Source organism: Maribacter sp. (genome assembly GCA_020629415.1).
GTDB lineage: Bacteria > Bacteroidota > Bacteroidia > Flavobacteriales > Flavobacteriaceae > Maribacter > Maribacter huludaoensis.
In genome coordinates, this window is sequence record JAHDDL010000018.1 from 64,752 (window position 1) to 82,538 (window position 17,787).

Below are 17,787 nucleotides of genomic sequence, written 5' to 3' on the forward strand. Positions count from 1 at the left end.
CAGTGTAAACTTTAAGAATTTTTATTCTTTGCCCTTAATCAAAACCGAAGCTAGAATTCCTGCAACCAAAGAAACAGAGATAACGGTCAGCGATACCCATTCAGGTAAATGAATGTAATGGGAGAATAACATTTTTAAACCTACAAAGGCAAGAATAACTACGAGGCTATAGTTGATATACTTAAATTTTTCAAGCATTCTTGAAATTAAAAAGTACATAGATCGCAAACCTAGAATCGCTAAAATATTAGACGTAAAAACAATAAACGGGTCTGCGGTAATTGCTAAAATAGCCGGTATGCTGTCTAGGGCAAAAAGAATATCGGTAAGTTCTATAACAATAAGCGCTACAAAAAGGGGAGTGGCAGCATTGAGTCCCATTCTCTTTACAAAGAAATCATGACCGTGCATGGTTGTCGTAACCGGATATATTTTTTTAATCTGCTTAAAAACGAACGAGTCCTTTGGGTCAAAGTCATCATCGTCACCCTTTAGCATATTAAAGGCCGTATATAATAAGAAGACACCAAACACATATATAATCCACTCAAATTTGGTAATTAGTGCAACTCCAAAGAAAATCATTAAAGCCCTAAAAACAATGGCTCCTAAAATTCCCCAAAATAGTACACGGTGTTGATATAAGGCGGGAATCTTAAAAGATGAAAATATTACTGCGATAACAAATACATTGTCTACGCTAAGTGAAAGTTCAATAAGATACCCCGTTATATATTTTAAAACAGCGTCATTAGGAGTTAGTCCTGTTGGGTTTGCAATTATTCCGGCATCAAATACCCAATAGATTACACCACTAAAAGCAAAAGCAACAGTTACAAAAATAGCGGTCCAAATACCCGCTTCCTTAGATTTAATAACATGTTCATCTTTATGAAAAACACCAAGATCCAAGGCAAGAAATATAAGAACAAAGGCTATAAAGACGATCCAAACTATCATATGTAATTTTTGAAGGTGCAAAGGTATTAAAATTTGACTTTAACTATTGTATTTATTTAAATTGTACAACTATTGAAAATCAAAATTTTATGTTTTCCTATTATTTTATAAAGATCACAGAGTATGTCCTATAAAATTACTTTTATCCTCTAAAAATTTAATTAAATAAATTAAGTCATTTCCTGGTGCTAGCACTGTTAAAATACAGAGAGAAGCAATGTTGAACATCATTTGGTGTGAACTTTTTGTCAAAATTAAGTTCTTAAAAAACTGTAAATCAGTTAGTTTTAAATGTAGAAGTAGGGTGTTAAGCTTTTGTCGGATAAACGACTTTTTTTAATCGATGAAGTGCAATTTTATTTTGAAATCAAGAGGAGTATAATTTTTTTGTTTTAAATTTAGGGTAGAACAAGTTATTAAAATGAAAAAACTAACCATTTTTTGTGGTTTCTTGGTATGCCTTATTTTAGGTATTCAAGGGGCCTGGGCACAGGATTCTTTGCAGCTTGATGCAAGGGTAAAACAGCGAATGCTTTTAAATAAATTTGAAGCCGATTATGTGTTGACCGCTTCTGAAAGAGTAGCGTTAAAACAGAGTCGTTTGGCGCATCAATATCGTATGAAAGAAATTTTAGATTCTTTAGATATATCCGATGCAAGAAGAAAACGATTAATACGGGAACTAAAAGAAAATCCATTTTCAGAACGGGTACAGTCCGTAATTGCAAATCATACGGCTACTATAGATAGTTTGGATCAATAAAAAAATGCAGTCTAATGAGACTGCATTTTAGCTTTTCTTCTTTCCAATTGTCTTTTTAGGTCTTCAATTGAGGAAGCTATTGCGGCCTCAAAACTATCTGAAGACGACTGGGCAAACAGGCGAGGACCTGGTGCACTTAAGCGTATATTACAAATCATTCCGGAATCTGGTGAAGATGTATTTTCTTTTTTGAAAAAAACATCGGACCTGACGATGAAGTCATATTTATCCAGTAATTTTTCTAATTTCTCAGCAGCCATTATCTCTAATCGGTTGCTTGCTTTAACATCGTCGTACTCAAAATTGATATTCATAGGCTAAAAATTTAATTTAAGGTACTCATTTCAACAACGTATTACAATTAAAAAATTCATAATATTTATTGCTCTAGAAGTTAAGATTCATTAACCCTTTTGTTTCTACAACGTTAGCTAAAATAGGTTTATTTTAAAGTAAAGTTAAACTTACGCAAACGTGGTATAAATATAGTCCTATTTTCTTATCTTGAAGTAAAATTCCCACAATTTCATTTTTAACGTTACCGCTATGGAAAATGTAAAGGATAAATCTACATGTTTAGGAAAATTGGAACGGTGTAAAAATACCATTCAACATTTTAAAATTAGGGTAGATTCGTATTTATATGAACCTTCAACTGTGGCGTTGTTTGAAACCAAAGTATATTTAAAAAGTAAGATTTTAAAACTTTCCGAGGCAAACAGTAAATTGTTGGACTATTTGAAATCAACTAAGGAAATATTGCCAGAGCAATATAAAATGGTCAATTTTCATATTAGGGAAACTTCAGAGCTGGAGTTTGATTTTATGGAATATACCTTAAAATTCAGGAAACCTGTCAATTTAAGACCGCACGTTTAAATGCCTATTTCTTAGGTGATTGGTAAAAGCGATTATTATTTCCCTATATAGATCATGATTATGTCCTAGTTTAAAAAAAATGTTACTAATTTAGGGGTAGAACATTAATGAATTTGACATGAAAATTTTTATGCGGCTAGCTTTTTGCTGTACATTTTTCTGTACGACACTGTTGTACTCACAAACCAAAGATTCTACCACTACAAAATCAAATGAAGAAGACGAAGGTCCTGTAATGTTTCAATTTGAACCCAATTATGAAACTGCGGTAATGTTGCAAAGAGAAGCTTTGAAACAAAAGATTAAAGGTTTGGATACGTTAAACATATCCGATAGGAAGCGTCAACGTATGATAAAAGCATTTTATAAAGAATCTCGAAACCTGAATTTCAAGAAATCAGTGTTGGTAAATACTGAATTTGAAGAAGAGGACTATGAAGATTAAATACTGTCTTTTGGCATAGATTTCGTGGTATATTGGGTGAATAAACACAGTATATTATGAGAGCTCCACTTCTTTTATTTTTTGCCCTATGTGTAATTTGTAGTTGCAAATCGTCAAAAACGATGATAAACGAATCACATACTATTCATGCGCTAGTTGCATCTAAAAGGATTGAATTTACGGCAAAATCTGCAAACCCTATGGTAACCCAAAGTTTAACGGCAATAGCTAACAGTGGCCTTATTGCTCCCGGTAATACGGTCTCAAGAATAGACCTGAATGGAAATGGTAATTTTTTAAGGATACACGGTGACAGCGTTACCGCTAATTTACCCTACTACGGAGAACGGCAATTTGGTGGTGGTTACGGGGATGCATCTGGAATAGAGTTTGATGGACTTCCCGATAATTATGTTCAAGATTTTGATGCAATAAAGCAAAAGTATACCATTCGTTTTCAAATAAACGATTTATCTGATAATTATACGGTTTATATAGATATCTACCCTAATATGTCCGGTTTGGTTTCGGTTAATATGGCAAATCGTAATACCATTCAATATAACGGGCGTATTGGTACCATTGAAAAAAGGTAATATTCGCTTTACTATAAGTGATTTGGTTCGGTAATGTCTTTCTTAAGGTAAAGAACACCCCTAAAAGGGAAGGTTTTCTCATAATCTTCGTTATTCCCTATTGAGAACTATACCTTTGCACCTAAATAAAGTTAAATAGTAGAATTTAATAGTATGAGTAAAGTAAAAGCGGATAGTCAAGTAAAAGTTCATTATACAGGTAAATTGAGTAATGGTCAAACATTTGACAGTTCAATAGGTAGAGAACCATTAGATGTAAAATTAGGGCAAGGTAGTTTAATACCGGGATTTGAAAAAGGATTGCTTGATATGGAGGTTAATGAGAAGAAAACTATCGTTATTGCCAAAGAAGATGCATACGGTGAAAAGCAAAAAGAGCTTTTTCAAACGGTACAGAAATCGGATTTACCTGCAGATATGGAGCCAAAAGTTGATATGGCGTTAATGGCAACCAACGCAGATGGTAGCGAAAGACAATTACGTGTTGCGGAAGTTAACGAAAATGATATTGTAGTAGATGCAAACCACCCATTAGCAGGTGAAGATTTAACCTTTGAACTAGAATTGGTTGAAGTTCAATAAATCGCATTAATTTATGATATGAAAAACCGCCTCTTTGGCGGTTTTTTTGTTTCAGAGTCTATCGAATTCATAGTGCTAAATAGTATATTTGAAGATGCATTTAAGAATATTGATAGTACTTATTACGGCTTTACTTTTTATAGGTTGTAAAGAGGAGAAATCTAGGACGGTTAAAGTTGAGAAAATAGAACCTGCCAAAGATAAAGTAGCTACTTCAACTTATGAAGATTTAGAGGGTAACCCTATAGAATTAACCGATTACAAGGGTAAACGCGTGTTAGTTAACTATTGGGCTACGTGGTGCAGACCATGTATTGAAGAAATGCCCGATATGGAAAAAGCCCAAACGCTTTTATTGAATGACAACTATGTATTTTTGTTTGCATCTGATCAGTCTGTAGAGAAAATCAATAAGTTTAAGGAATCTCGCGGATTTAAATTAAATTTTATAAAGTTTAACGGAGTCTATGCAGAAGAGAATATAAGTGCCCTGCCCGCAACATTTATATATAACAAAATGGGGGAGCAGGTATTGCGTTTTGACGGCGGATTGAAATGGGACAGTCCGGAAATGATCGAAAAACTTAGAGCGGTACAATAATGCGGGCAACATCATTTTACTTTTTTATTTGTGTATTGTTCGGTTTGCTAATGGGTTGCAAGGAAGAATTTAAAACACCAAAGTCGGAAGCGCCTATAATTGTGGTAGAAAAAATGAAATCTCCGGCAGCGGCATCTAGTGCATTGCCACACCTAATGTCAAATAAAGATGTTGCTTTACTTTCATGGGTAGAAACTTCTAATGATACTTTGACCACCATGAGATATTCAGAATTGGTCGATGGCAAGTGGCAAAAACCACAAAATATACTGAGTGGTACAGATTGGTTCGTGAACTGGGCAGACTACCCTATGATTACCGAGAATAATGGAAATTTATGGTCTCACATCTTAAAAAAATCAACTGAGGGCACCTATTCTTATGATGTAAAGATGAACATTAAGTTAAAAGGTACAACTAGTTGGAGAACAGATTTGTCATTACATAACGATAATACACCAACTGAACATGGTTTTGTAAGTGTTGTGCCCTATAATAATAATTTTTTTGTGAACTGGCTTGATGGCAGAAATACGGAGGAAAATGAGAATGGTGAACGTGGGGCAATGACATTAAGGGCAGGAATTGTTTCTACTAGCGGAGAATTATTTGAAGAATATGAGCTTGACTCCAGGACTTGTGATTGCTGCCAGACCACTTCTGCGATTACGGATAACGGTCCGGTTGTACTATATCGTGATCGCTCGGAAAATGAAATACGTGACATAAGCATTGTGCGCCAAGTAAAAGGGGAGTGGACCAAACCTAAAGTTGTCTACGCAGATGAATGGAAAATTAAAGGATGTCCCGTAAATGGACCCAAGGTCGATGCTTTGGGTAATAATTTGGTAGTAGCTTGGTTTACGGGAGCTTCAAAAAAGCAAAAAGTGCAAATCGCTTTCTCTTCTGATGGAGGTGCAGAATTTACAGAACCAGTTATTGTTGCCATAGGTACAATTGTGGGGCGTGTAGATGTACTTTGGAAGAATGAAGATAATGCGATAGTCAGTTGGATGGAAGCCAATGACAAAACAGCTTTGTATAAAGCTATGGCCGTTCATAAGAACGGTACTGTCTCTAAAAGTAGGTTGATTACCACAATGGCAGATTCCCGTAAGTCTGGTTTTCCCCAAATGGAAATGGTGGAAGAAACATTATATTTTGCATGGACAGAGCAAGAGGGAGCATTAACTCAGGTGCGTACTGCAAAAATGTCCGTAGACGCTTTTTATGATTAATTGACAGATATTAATTCAATGTCAAAAACCAATACAGATCCACCTGGTATTCCATTAAAATCAAAACTACCGTAGCCTAAATGAGCGGGTATTAATAGAACGCCACTGCCACCTTCGTTAAATAATTGAATACCTTCTGTCCATCCGGCAATAACTTTGGAAAGATCAGTAGTAAAGCCAGCATTGTTTTGATCAAAAACGGAACCGTCCAAGAAATAGCCTCTGTAGGCAACGGTAACATTTGCGGAAGCCGAAGATGGTTTTGGACCATCACCTAAATTTTCAATAATATAATGTAGACCTGACGCTGTAGTTTCAGAATCCAGTTCATTGGCGGTCAAGTAATCATTAATTTGCTTTTCATTGATTTCAGTATAATCAACAGGTTCAACCGTTATTGCATCATTATCATCAGAGGATAGACAAGAAACCATTGTAGTTGCAGCAAAGAATAGTAAAAAGTATTTCATAATATAAGTCTTGAACAGAAATTGGATTTTAATAAAATTGTAGGGCATATAGAGACCCAACTTATTATGCAATAAAAGTGTTTACGGAAAAACGGACACTACAGTTTTTATAAAGATATTTTTGAAATTTTAAGGCTTGAGATTGCGATTCAAAAATTACGGCTTCCGTAATGCTGTTCGCTAAAACAAGATGCCCAATAAGGTATTCTACGTAGTAAGTATTGTTTTCAGAAAGTAGAACAAAATTTGGTTTGGTCGTCACAATAATTATTTTACGATACTAAAATAAAGCATTTATTTAAGTGATCCTAATTTTTTTGAAATTCCTTGTTAAATGGTTGTTACAGTAGGGTTGGGTTGGTAAATAATAATATCAAATTATATTACATTTATGAGTACAGGAACAGTAAAGTTCTTCAACGATGAAAAAGGCTACGGCTTTATTACAGAAGAAGGTTCAGCGAACGATCATTTCGTTCACATTTCAGGATTAGTTGACGAAATTAGTGAAGGCGATGAAGTAGAATTCGAACTAACCCAAGGAAAAAAAGGTTTAAACGCAGTTAACGTTAGAGTTATAGAATAAACTTTAAGAAGTCCGTTAGCAATGACGGACTTTTTTTTGGTACACTATCCAAATAAGGTCTAGACAACCTAATCTTTAAAATGTCTACCATCTTTTTAGAGGTCTCAAGGTAGGTGCAATCTTGTAACTCCTTGTTAATAAAGAGTAATACCATTATTAACTATATAAATTATAAACACATGTTAGATCAATTAAAACAAATGGCAATTCAAAAATTGCAAGAAACCATGAGCGCAAATTCTTTAAATTCTGAAGCTACTAGCGGAGCCGCGGAAGAAGGAGCCAACTCTTTAATTAGTGGGCTTATGGATAAAATAAGTGCCGGTGACTTAAGCGCGGTAACAAGTTTGTTTTCAAATGATGGCAATGCTACGGAGGATAGTGGTATTGTTCAGAATTTAAAGGGAAAACTAGCTGAAATACTAGAAAGTAAAGGTATGAACGCTGAAGAAGCGCAAGCAGAAGCTAGCAACGTAGCACCAGATTTGGTAAATGGGCTTAAGGAGAAATTTTTATCGAATGAAGCTTCAGATTCGGCTTTTAGTTTAGAAAACCTTAGCGGTTTAGTTGGCGGAGATGCCGGTAGCTTGCTAGACAAGGCAAAAGGACTTTTCTAAGAGAAATTACTTTTAGCATCGTACAAATGAAACCGCTCAGTAATGAGCGGTTTTTTTATTCCTAAAAGCAAATATGATTTTTGTGTATTACGTCCAATTTTTAAGGAAACTTTATTTTTTAACACAATCAATTGAAAAAAGGCGCGTTAATTATATAAAATAAATGGTTTATGAAAATATCGATAAGTTCCCAAAAAGTAGCTGTTTTAACCGAATTAGAAAGAAAAAGAAAATCGGTAGAGCAATTATTAATGAAGATGGAATCTTATTTGTATGAGCCACAGACACCTAGTGGATTTGAGAAAAAACAAGACTTAAAAACTACTATCAACCGTACGGCAACTAGTACAGATGCTTTACTGGAATTATTAAAGATGAACGATATATCTATTATGGAAAGTATGGATGATGTAGAACGCCAAATAGAAGAATGCTACGCCCTAGAACTAGAAGTGGCAAAGTATGTACTAAACAGATAGAATTAAGCTTATATATTATTAAAACCGCTCAGTAATGAGCGGTTTTTTTATGCACAATAGACAAGTATTAAGCGGTTAAGATTTAAAAATTGTAAGGATTTGGTGTTTAAAATAGGGGAGTAGGTACACTAAAACATATTTTCAAAAGTTTTATATGTACAGCAACTTTTAATAGAATTTTTGATGAATACCTTATTACCGATCTTAAAAACATCTGATTACCGTAAAGACGAAAAACTGCAGTTCAAAGAGTTTTTATTCAATGATAGTATTGCTCCGGTAGTGGCTTATGGTAAAGATAGTGGCAACGCCATGGTATATGAAGGTGCTTCAGATGAATCTGATTTGTATGCTAGGTTTCCAGCTATTAAAAAAGAGGCGCTAGCAAATCTAAAAGCAATAGATGTACCATATCAAATTACAGAGGCAGAGGGTACAAATGTGCTGTTTGCCGAAGGGCATGAGTATGCCAGTGAAAAGATTTTAGATACTGCGTTTATGATCAAGGTAGCGGCCGATTTAAAGTGCGATACGCTAATGGTGGGTATTCCTTTTAAAGGTGTTTTGATTGCGATTGATGCTAATTCGGAAATGCGTTTAAAGTTGCCGGTGATGGTAAAGCAGTATTTTGATAATCCACAACAAGATCCTATTTCAGATAAGGTATTTCTGGTTCAAAACGGGGAAGTGGTTGCCATGGGAGGAGAGAAATTACCCAAAAACGAATCCGAGGATAATTTTGTGATTTCTGAGGATAAGGCACAGAATTATGGCATAGCTCTAAAAAGTAAGCATATAGAAGAACTGGTTACCGATATAAATACATCGTTTCAGCAAGTAATGCTCATGATTTTGCAACGTAAGTCATTTGGAGGCGAGATTACTTTTAATTTAAGTAGGGCAATTACCAAAGATCAAGCGCTTATTGATAAATGCAATTCTATAATAGAGCAAATTGAGAAGAATGAGATGTTGCAGACCATTTCTCAGGCATTGGCATCTAGCAAAGTACAGTTTAAGTTTTTGCATGATGGTATTTTAATAGCTCCAACAACAGCATCCAAGCCAAAGCAACCTGAAACTGTTAAACAATCGACACCGGAAAAATTTAAAACAGAATACCAACCTAAGAAAACTATTGCTAAAAAGAGCGATAAAATAAAACCGGTAGTTTCAAAACAACAGAATCAGAATACTGTAAAGAAATCTAAACCCTGGTGGAAATTTTGGGCAAGCGAAGAACAAGATTCTCCGGAAATGATAAAAGCTGCACAAGAAAAAGCGAAACTAGACGAGCTGAAATCTGGTAAGCAAAAAGATTTTGCGAAATCTGATCACAATAAGTTTATGCCGAGATAGCGCGAATGTTTTTAATTGATTTTAGAATGATTCACACGAATTTCTAGATTATCCTGTGCATGATTTACACGAGCTTTTTTAATTATCCTGTGGATGATTTAAAAGTCGGTGGGACGATGAAGGTGGACTTATTAGTTAGTATTTTCTAGGTTATGTGTAATGATGAAATTTGTATAAGATAGTAGGTTGTTAAAAAGTCTATTTTACATACACGAGCTTTTTAATTATCCTGTGGATGATTTAAAAGTCGGTGAGATGATGTTGGTGGACTTATAAGTTAGATTTTACAATGTTTCTAATAGGGCTAAAATAAGTAACTGATAGTGGGGTTATTAAACATTCTATTTTACATAATATAAATTATAGTACAAATATAGTGATTTAGTGGATAGCGCATTTCCGCGCTATTGTACATAGTTACGTTATAAGGCCCGCAGGAGAATTATAACAAAGTAATTATGTAAAAACCAAACTACGGTAAGTTCAACTATATTCTAATTGAGGCAGCCGCTTCATCTCGCCACCAAATAATATCAGCCACTGGCTAATTTTATTTGTCACGGGTTGTGTATAATAGCCGCTGCCTATGCGCTCGATTGCTTTTTAAAAATAAAAGCTTTATGGCGTTCATTTAAAAACATAATTTGTCAACGCTTGGCTTGGCCAGCGCCAAAAAAAGCTAACCTTTTAGATTCTTTTAAAATTCTCGTATTCGATAAAATGTACGTTTTATTTTTTTCTAGAGCATTCTCGTCAGCTTGCCACGGCATAAATTTAGAAGATTGAGAATCTTTTAAATTTTGAGCGAGATGAAGCGTTGGCATTAATTTGTAAAAATTCTTAGCCCTTGCTAACCTCTTGACTTGTTTGAAGTTTTTCTTTAAGTACTTCTAACATTATGTAAAATACGGCAGAAATTCTGAAGATTAAGAATCTTTAGAATACGGTGCGCTGGCATTAATTATCTAGATGTTAAGTCCAACGCTACGGCTGGCCCACAAATTCAATCATCCACTGGATAATTTTATTTACGTCCTATCTTTTTTTCTTGATACGGCAAAGAATACTTTGAGCGAGATGATGCGGCGGCGAAATCGACAAAGAAGATTCATGAAAACTTTTATAAACAATTGACATGTAATGAACTAAAGAAAAAAATAAGGCTTACAGTTCCGATAGCTATCCGAATTTAGAAACAACCTGCCTGCCGGCAGGTAGGTGCACGGGTCGGTTGCTGAATTTTTGAACCTATTGTAACTCTTTAAGATTGCTTTTAGACAATTTAACGTATATCACAGTTAATACATATATATGATAGTCAGTCCCCTAAAATTCTTAACGCTCATCTCCCCTATTGTTTGACCAAAATTTTCTTAGGTCGTTTAACCACTCGACAAACGACAAAACTTTTAGCTATTTTTTGATTATTTTTTTCGTGTAGGTATTATTGGACGTTTCTATATTCAAGGAGTACATTCCAGAAGAAAAACCATCCATATTTATTTTTACAACACCATTCACTACTTCGGCAGTTTTCCCAAATATCTGTCTGCCACTTGATGTGTATAAAGATAATCTAACATCGTTTATTGAATTATCTTCTAAAATAACGGTTACATCGCCCTTTTCTACAGGGTTTGGATATACTGATAATTCAAAAGCCATCAAAATTGTTTCTTCATGAATGCCTTGACATTCCATATCCGTACTAACGGTCAAGCTATTTTCAATTTTGGAAAGCGGTAACATGATTTCGTTTTCGTCGGTATTATAAATCGTACCGTTCAAATTAACACTATAATTGATGCCACCACTTAAGTTTAAAACAACCGATTTACCCGATATATCCATCTTTGAACTTACGGATAAAGCTTCGGGTTCAGTAATCTCAACTGAAAAACATTGTTCGAAATCAGAATATTCAGCAATGGTAATACAAACATCATAAATACCTGCGCCCAAGTTTTCAAAATTGAGCGTATTACCAAATTGCTTTATTTCATTAATAGAGTTACCAGTTAGAGTTGCGGTGTAATCATAAGACAAAATCGCACTAATATTAATACTGCCATTAGTGTTATTAGGGCAGGATGCACTAGAGGTTTGGACGGTAAAATTATTTGCGGGTAATGAAAATACCAAACAACCGTTAGTATTCACCGAACTTCCCAAAGGCGTTGTAAAACATTGGTCATTTTCGTTGGCAATACCGTCTCCATCAATATCATCATCACAGTAATCACCAAGGCCATCATTATCAAAATCAGGGCTATTTGGCTCTGAAACAACTACTTGAATAGTTTGGGTACACCCACTCGCATCTTTAACAAAAACATTGTATGTAGCAGAAACCAGGTCATTAAAACTATTGTTCGCGGAATAATTTGTACCATCACAACTGTATTCATAAGGGGCAGTACCACCTGAACCGTATACTATAATATTACCATCGTTTAATCCTTTACAAGTAATATCAGACTTATTTGCATCTATGGCTAAAATTTCGGGTTCGCCGATTAATACATTATTTGTTTTTTGACAACCATTTGAGTCAATTACAGTAATTAAATAAGTTGCGGGAGAAAGGTTTGAAAATATGTTGTTATTAGTTAAACTACCGCTATTAACCCTATACTGATAAGGTGCTAAACCACCGCTGGCATCTACCTCAATGATAGCATCGTCTGCCCCATTACAGCTAACGTTAGTTTTGGTAGAGCTAGCTTGTAATTCCTCAGGCTCGTCTATGGTTATTGTATTTGAGAAACTTTCTGCAGATGTATCGTCGATTACTTTTACTATATAATTTCCATGTCTAAGGTCTTCAAATAAGTTGATGGCTTGGGCAGGGATAATAACATTTTGATTTTCATCCAATAGTATGTATTGATAAGGTTTAACTCCACCAACTGCATCAATTTGTATAGTTGCGTCTTGAGAACCATTACATGAAACAGCAGAAATTTTTACTGTCGTTACTTGCAAAGGATCATTCTCGCAAACATCACCAATTCCATTGTTATTTGAGTCTTCTTGAAGGGGATTCGCGGTATTCGGGCAATTATCTTGGTCATCCAAAATTCCATCCTTATCCTGGTCATTAGTTCTAAAAATGATAGGATTTTCTTCGTAAATTGATTCTTGACAAGAATTGTTGGTTCCACGAACTATAACATTATAAGGACTGTCGAACTCTAAATTTTCAAATCTTGGCGTATCTTGAAAAGAATTTCCTCCATCTATGGAATATGAAAGCAGCGTGCCAGAATCATTTTGGCAAAAATTTTCATAAACTGAAATGGACCCATCTGTTATTGCTACAATATCTATATCACTGTCAGTATCAAAATCTGAAATATAAACATTACCTTCTTCATTATTACCTTGTGGTATTTTAATGGGGTTTGAAAAGACACCGGTACCATCGTTCTTTAACCAAAATCTCTCAACTGAATCTTCATAAATAGAATTGGTGTCATAATATAAGTCAGGAAAGCCATCATTGTTAAAGTCTGCAAGTCTAGTATTATAATTATATTGAGCAACTTCTATATTTTCTACCAACTCAAAATTGCCGCTACCACTATTTGAAAACCAATTAATGTTATAATCGCCTCGTGTAAAAATGTCTATGTAGCCATCATTATTAATATCCTTAATTTGTATTTTTTGACTTCCATTGTTACTTGTATAAGTTCCAATCTCTGTAAAATTGAATGCCCCATCATTTGCAAAGACTCTAAACCAACCTTCATAGGCAACGATCATATCTTGATGGCCATCAAGATTAACATCTGCAGTTTTAATATCAATGACCCTTTCTCCCCTTACACCAATATTTAGTTGGTGTGTAGTTGGCACTTGATTTGAATTGTTCAAGGCAATATAAGCGTTATCATTAAAATAATAAATGCAATCTGCATGACCGTTGGCATCTATATCACTTACATGCATAGGAGAAACGTACCCGTTAAGATAAGGATTTGATACATCTACAAACTCAACCCTAGTATGTGTTTGATTTGGATTTTGTTCGAAATTGTAAAGTTTTTGGGAATTACTGTATAGGGTGGCGATTATATCTTTTCTGCCGTCGCTATTACTATCAAATATGTTAAAGGCATATACCGCTTCACCTATTATCAAAATTTCTTGAAACGACCCGTCACCTAAATTTTTGAACCAGACAAGTCTTTGCATGTGGTTTGAGATAATATCAACCAAACCATCATTGTCATAATCTACTAATCTCGCAGATTTTCTGCCAATTTGGATACCTGAAATTAAATATTTTTCTTCGTCCTTAAATTCACCACAATAATCAATATCATCCAATTTAGCTTCAATATCAATAACACCACTTTTAGGGTTTTCTATTGTTGGCGCCTGGGTAGAGATATTATCAATACTTATTGGGTATCTACCCTTGACCTCTAAAGTTTGATCGTAATCATAGATACAGTCTTCATACTTAAATTTAATATTATAAGAAGCTGGAGCTAAATTGGAAAAAACAGGACTACTTTGAAAAGTGTTGCCCTCATCAATTGAATACAATAATGCTGAATTGCTATTTTTAATGGTAGTGTCATTTCTTAAAAATTTATTATTGAATAAAAAATCTATATCGCCATCTGCATCAAAATCAACACCTTTTATAGTATTACTACCGAAAGAGTCTGGATCAAGATATTCGTCTTTATCCCATAAGAATTTTAAATCAAAGCCTTGATTGTCCCTATTCTGTAGCACGGCAAAATTCTGAGATGGCTTTAATATAACATCCTTATCGCCATCTGAATCGTAGTCGGATACATCAAAATACCCACTATAAAGACCAACCTCAAATTCATTGAAATTAAAATTTCCATCGTTCAAGGAAATAATAATTTTATCTTTAGTATTACTTGAATAAAAAATGTCTAAATCCCCATCAGTTTCAAAGTCCTCAACTATAATGTTGTTTACATTATGGCCTTCAAAAATGATACGTCTTGTAAAGTTTTGCATTCCATCATTTTCAAACCAATAAAGTCCACCACTCACATCTCCACTGCCCCTGTTTTGTGTCGATACAATTAAATCTATGTCGGTATCATCGTCAAAATCTATTGGAACAATTTTGGTAATCTCTGAGATGTTGTTGAAAATTTGGTGTCTTACAAAATCATAATCACCCGCACTGGTTAATTCAATAGGGTTTTCATGCCAAGCTAATTGATTATAACCTCTTGCAGCAGCTAAGAGGTCTAGGTCACCATCATTATCTATGTCAACCGAAACGGGCATTAATTGATCATAAAATCCACTTATTTCCAAGTCTCTGAAATTAAAATTGAAATTACCATCATTAATGGCGATATGCTCACCTGCGGATGAAATAATAACCAGGTCTTTATCCGTATCATTATCGACATCCATAGGTAATGTTTTATATATAGATTCATCTAGCCAAGGCAATCCACTTAAGATGTGTTTGTAGAATTGGCCTGTACCTAAATTTTCATGCCAATAAACCAAATCATTGTCATTGCTATCGTCTATTGCTATGACATCGATGTCCCCATCATTATCAAAATCATCATAAGTCGAGGCAGAACCCCCGATTTCACCTTTATGATTAAAAACATTGTTGGTTCTCACCAATAATGAAGCATCGATTTCAATTTTTCCGGTACCATCAGTACAATATCTAGAATCTGATATGACTATCTCATTTATATTTGGAGTGTTTTCAAGTAATGATATGGGGTTTCCTGCATAGGCTATAGTCTCAAGGCTTATTTTATCTCGAACAACGACTTGATAGTCTCCGTAACTTAATCCAGAGAAAGCATTTTCCTGTTTAAAATTGATGCCTCCATCAATAGAGTATTCATAAGTTGTTGTTTGAAAATTTGCTTTACATCTTTCAGAAAACCAGTAAAGTTCATATCCGCCATTAAAAACAAATTCTTTGGTATTGTCTCCGTTAAGGTCTAAAAGCGAAACATCTTCGGTAGTAAAATCCTTGGGTTGCATTATCACGGTGTCAAACGTGTTGTTATCTAAGTTGGTGCTGACAATATTTTGTCGTGATCCCGTTCCTATAATATCTATGTCACCATCACCATCTACATCAGTTGTTATGAGTTGATTAACATAGATGCTATTTAATTGATAAACATTTATATACGTGTAATTTCCAAAACTGTCGTTAATAAAAACCTTAACGATACTGGCATCGTCATAACCATTTCTATATAGTAGTGCGACATCTACGTCACCATCATTATCATGGTCATATAGTTTAAAGTCCATAATATCTTCAATACGTAAATTCGTATTCAATAGATTTTTGGCAGTATAATCGTTAGTTCCATCGTTCTCATTTAGCTCCAAATAATCATCGCCAGAACGATCTTTCCATACCCGAACAAAGTCCATGTCTCCATCGTTGTCTATATCTATAATTTTGTTCTCACTATCGTCTAAGAGCAAGGAAACCTCCGCGGAGTATTCTCCTGGGTACCTCAATTGCACTTTTAAAAACCCATCATCTTCTTGCAAGTAATAATACCTAGAGGAAGAATGTCTGGCGGCTATGTCCATATCTCCATCTCCATCAATATCAGCAATAGCTATTAAATTAATTTTGTTAATATCGTCGTCAACGATTAGTTGCTCGAATTGCCCATTTTGACGGTTTACTTGAACTGCAAGTTCTGTATTGTTAGCCGTTATGATATCTGTAAATCCATCACCATCTATATCTGCAACAGTTTTCGCAGTAATTTCAGATTCTGAAGTAAGCAAAGTATGTCTTTCAAAAATGTTCTCACACTCATCTCCATAATCTAGTAGATTTATTGAAATTCGACCATCATTTGAAGAGCAATTAGAGGAGGTTAAATAGGAAACATTTATTTCTTTTTGTGAAAATACTGTGGAGAAGCATAGAAAAGTGAATAAAAGTAATGGTATCTTCATATGATTAGGATTCCTTTAGTTTAAAGTAGGTAGGTTTTCTGGTTTATTCTTATGTCTTAACGAAAATGTTAAAGCTTTATTTCAACAAATTTTGCTAATTCACTGAAATACCATAGCATACCTTTTAATTGGTAAAATTGGAAATTGAATACTTTATAAAATTTCCAAAATTATAGAAATTTGAAGGGTACCAATTGATGTTAGGTGGAAAACCAAATTAGTAGCTCGAAATTTTAAGACCAATTATGGCAGCTTTAAGGTCGAGCATAAAACTATTTATTCATAATGTGGTAACTTGAGCGGTAGCCTTAGTTCACAAGATATAGGAAGATTTGTAAAAGGGATAGTAACCGTGGTTTGATTGTTAAATAATATACATAGAATCCGAATCTAAATCTATTGGACACGTAAATCGATCAATTGTTGGCGATGTTGACTGGAAAGGTTAAAAGAAAAAAGTGAAAAATACATTATACTTCCTTCGTGCCTCGGCTCGTATAATAAGTGTTTCATTGCCTTTTGAGAAGAAAGTTTTTAGAAAGAAAAAAATAAAAAGAAGATTGCAGTAAATAACTTCGCTTTTACCAAAGCAAAGTTTCATAACACAAGACATTATAGAACAATAATATGTATTCTGAAAATAGCGTACTTGAACGCTATTTTACATAGTTGCTGAAAAAGCTATCTACGCTAGAATTTGAAAACATTTTGGGTCGTTATAGTAAATGATATAATGAGAAACAAAATTCGCTAAAACGAGGAAGAATAAAAGAGAATAAACTTTATTGTGATGGAGGAATTAAGTTGAGATCTTTGTCAAGGGTTCCTATAAAAAATGTTCCAAAAAATGGGTTACCAGTTCCAAATATAGATTGTCGAGCCATGAAAATAATATTCTCTTTGTACGGAAATAATCCAAGTATTGTTTCTTGACCGTAATTAAATTCAGTTATTAAGTCACCATTGTAGTCTAATTTTTTAATTAATTTATCAGTAGATAGTACAATGGAATTATCAATAAGTAGCACAGCTTGTAAAGAGTGACCTATTAATAACTCCTCTCGTATGATGTTTAAATCATTATCAAGAATACGAAAGGAACTCATACCGTAAGCTAAAATATTATTGTCGGGTAATCTTAACAGATGAAAAGGCGCATTATAGGGTACTATCTTTTCGTATAAATTTTCTCCTAATTGAGATAATTCAATTGATTTAATTAGATTAAAATTAGTATCTAATT

The 17,787-nt window shown here is 34.2% G+C and carries 17 protein-coding genes; 11 read left to right on the forward strand and 6 right to left on the reverse strand.

What is annotated here, in order from left to right:
- Positions 1-21: 21 nt before the first annotated feature.
- The gene (locus QZ657_RS09240; protein WP_291960926.1) at positions 22-960 is read right to left on the reverse strand and encodes a TerC/Alx family metal homeostasis membrane protein; all 939 of its coding nucleotides are present in this window, start codon (positions 958-960) and stop codon (positions 22-24) included.
- Between the two features lie 421 nt (positions 961-1,381).
- On the opposite strand from QZ657_RS09240, the gene QZ657_RS09245 reads away from it, so the two are divergent.
- On the forward strand, positions 1,382-1,723 hold the full coding sequence (locus QZ657_RS09245; RefSeq protein ID WP_276472402.1) for a hypothetical protein: 342 nt from the start codon (positions 1,382-1,384) through the stop codon (positions 1,721-1,723).
- 11 nt (positions 1,724-1,734) lie between these two features.
- Here QZ657_RS09245 and hpf read toward each other — a convergent pair whose 3' ends face one another.
- Positions 1,735-2,037 (reverse strand): ribosome hibernation-promoting factor, HPF/YfiA family, encoded by a 303-nt coding sequence (gene hpf / locus QZ657_RS09250; protein ID WP_276472403.1) that lies wholly within the window; start codon positions 2,035-2,037, stop codon positions 1,735-1,737.
- Positions 2,038-2,269: 232 nt separating this feature from the next.
- Here hpf and QZ657_RS09255 point away from each other — a divergent pair, with 232 nt between their 5' ends.
- The 6 genes from QZ657_RS09255 (at position 2,270) to QZ657_RS09280 (ending at position 6,064) form a co-directional block, all read left to right on the forward strand.
- Complete coding sequence (locus QZ657_RS09255; RefSeq protein ID WP_291966435.1) at positions 2,270-2,602, forward strand: hypothetical protein; 333 nt, start codon at positions 2,270-2,272, stop codon at positions 2,600-2,602.
- A gap of 118 nt (positions 2,603-2,720) precedes the next feature.
- Positions 2,721-3,047, forward strand: coding sequence for a hypothetical protein (locus tag QZ657_RS09260; protein WP_291966437.1), 327 nt, complete (start codon positions 2,721-2,723; stop codon positions 3,045-3,047).
- Positions 3,048-3,169: 122 nt separating this feature from the next.
- Positions 3,170-3,643 carry a DUF4251 domain-containing protein gene (locus tag QZ657_RS09265; RefSeq protein ID WP_291966439.1) on the forward strand — a complete coding sequence of 158 codons (474 nt, stop codon included), beginning with the start codon at positions 3,170-3,172 and terminating at the stop codon, positions 3,641-3,643.
- A gap of 153 nt (positions 3,644-3,796) precedes the next feature.
- Positions 3,797-4,225 carry an FKBP-type peptidyl-prolyl cis-trans isomerase gene (locus QZ657_RS09270; protein WP_276472407.1) on the forward strand — a complete coding sequence of 143 codons (429 nt, stop codon included), beginning with the start codon at positions 3,797-3,799 and terminating at the stop codon, positions 4,223-4,225.
- Positions 4,226-4,319: 94 nt separating this feature from the next.
- On the forward strand, positions 4,320-4,826 hold the full coding sequence (locus QZ657_RS09275) for a TlpA family protein disulfide reductase (protein WP_291960918.1): 507 nt from the start codon (positions 4,320-4,322) through the stop codon (positions 4,824-4,826).
- The gene (locus QZ657_RS09280) at positions 4,826-6,064 is read left to right on the forward strand and encodes a hypothetical protein (protein WP_291966441.1); all 1,239 of its coding nucleotides are present in this window, start codon (positions 4,826-4,828) and stop codon (positions 6,062-6,064) included. Before QZ657_RS09275 ends, QZ657_RS09280 begins: the two co-directional genes overlap by 1 nt.
- Here QZ657_RS09280 and QZ657_RS09285 read toward each other — a convergent pair.
- The gene (locus QZ657_RS09285) at positions 6,061-6,534 is read right to left on the reverse strand and encodes an FKBP-type peptidyl-prolyl cis-trans isomerase (protein ID WP_291966442.1); all 474 of its coding nucleotides are present in this window, start codon (positions 6,532-6,534) and stop codon (positions 6,061-6,063) included. The two genes, QZ657_RS09280 and QZ657_RS09285, sit on opposite strands and share 4 nt — an antisense overlap.
- A 64-nt stretch (positions 6,535-6,598) precedes the next feature.
- On the reverse strand, positions 6,599-6,796 hold the full coding sequence (locus tag QZ657_RS09290) for a hypothetical protein (protein ID WP_291960912.1): 198 nt from the start codon (positions 6,794-6,796) through the stop codon (positions 6,599-6,601).
- A 129-nt stretch (positions 6,797-6,925) separates the two neighbouring features.
- Here QZ657_RS09290 and QZ657_RS09295 point away from each other — a divergent pair, with 129 nt between their 5' ends.
- From QZ657_RS09295 to QZ657_RS09310, 4 genes are all read left to right on the forward strand, one after another.
- Entirely contained in the window at positions 6,926-7,120 is a 195-nt protein-coding gene (locus QZ657_RS09295) for a cold-shock protein (protein WP_291966443.1), read from the forward strand.
- 179 nt (positions 7,121-7,299) lie between these two features.
- Entirely contained in the window at positions 7,300-7,737 is a 438-nt protein-coding gene (locus QZ657_RS09300) for a hypothetical protein (protein ID WP_291966444.1), read from the forward strand.
- A 170-nt stretch (positions 7,738-7,907) separates the two neighbouring features.
- A complete protein-coding gene (locus QZ657_RS09305) occupies positions 7,908-8,216 on the forward strand; it encodes a hypothetical protein (RefSeq protein ID WP_291960908.1) in 309 nt (102 codons plus the stop codon).
- 183 nt (positions 8,217-8,399) lie between these two features.
- Positions 8,400-9,575, forward strand: coding sequence for a DUF1444 family protein (locus QZ657_RS09310; protein WP_291966445.1), 1,176 nt, complete (start codon positions 8,400-8,402; stop codon positions 9,573-9,575).
- Between the two features lie 1,413 nt (positions 9,576-10,988).
- On the opposite strand, the gene QZ657_RS09315 is transcribed toward QZ657_RS09310, so the two are convergent.
- Positions 10,989-16,544 (reverse strand): FG-GAP-like repeat-containing protein, encoded by a 5,556-nt coding sequence (locus QZ657_RS09315; protein WP_291966447.1) that lies wholly within the window; start codon positions 16,542-16,544, stop codon positions 10,989-10,991.
- 782 nt (positions 16,545-17,326) lie between these two features.
- The coding region (locus QZ657_RS09320) for a hypothetical protein (RefSeq protein WP_291966448.1) at positions 17,327-17,787 on the reverse strand (461 nt) is incomplete at its 5' end.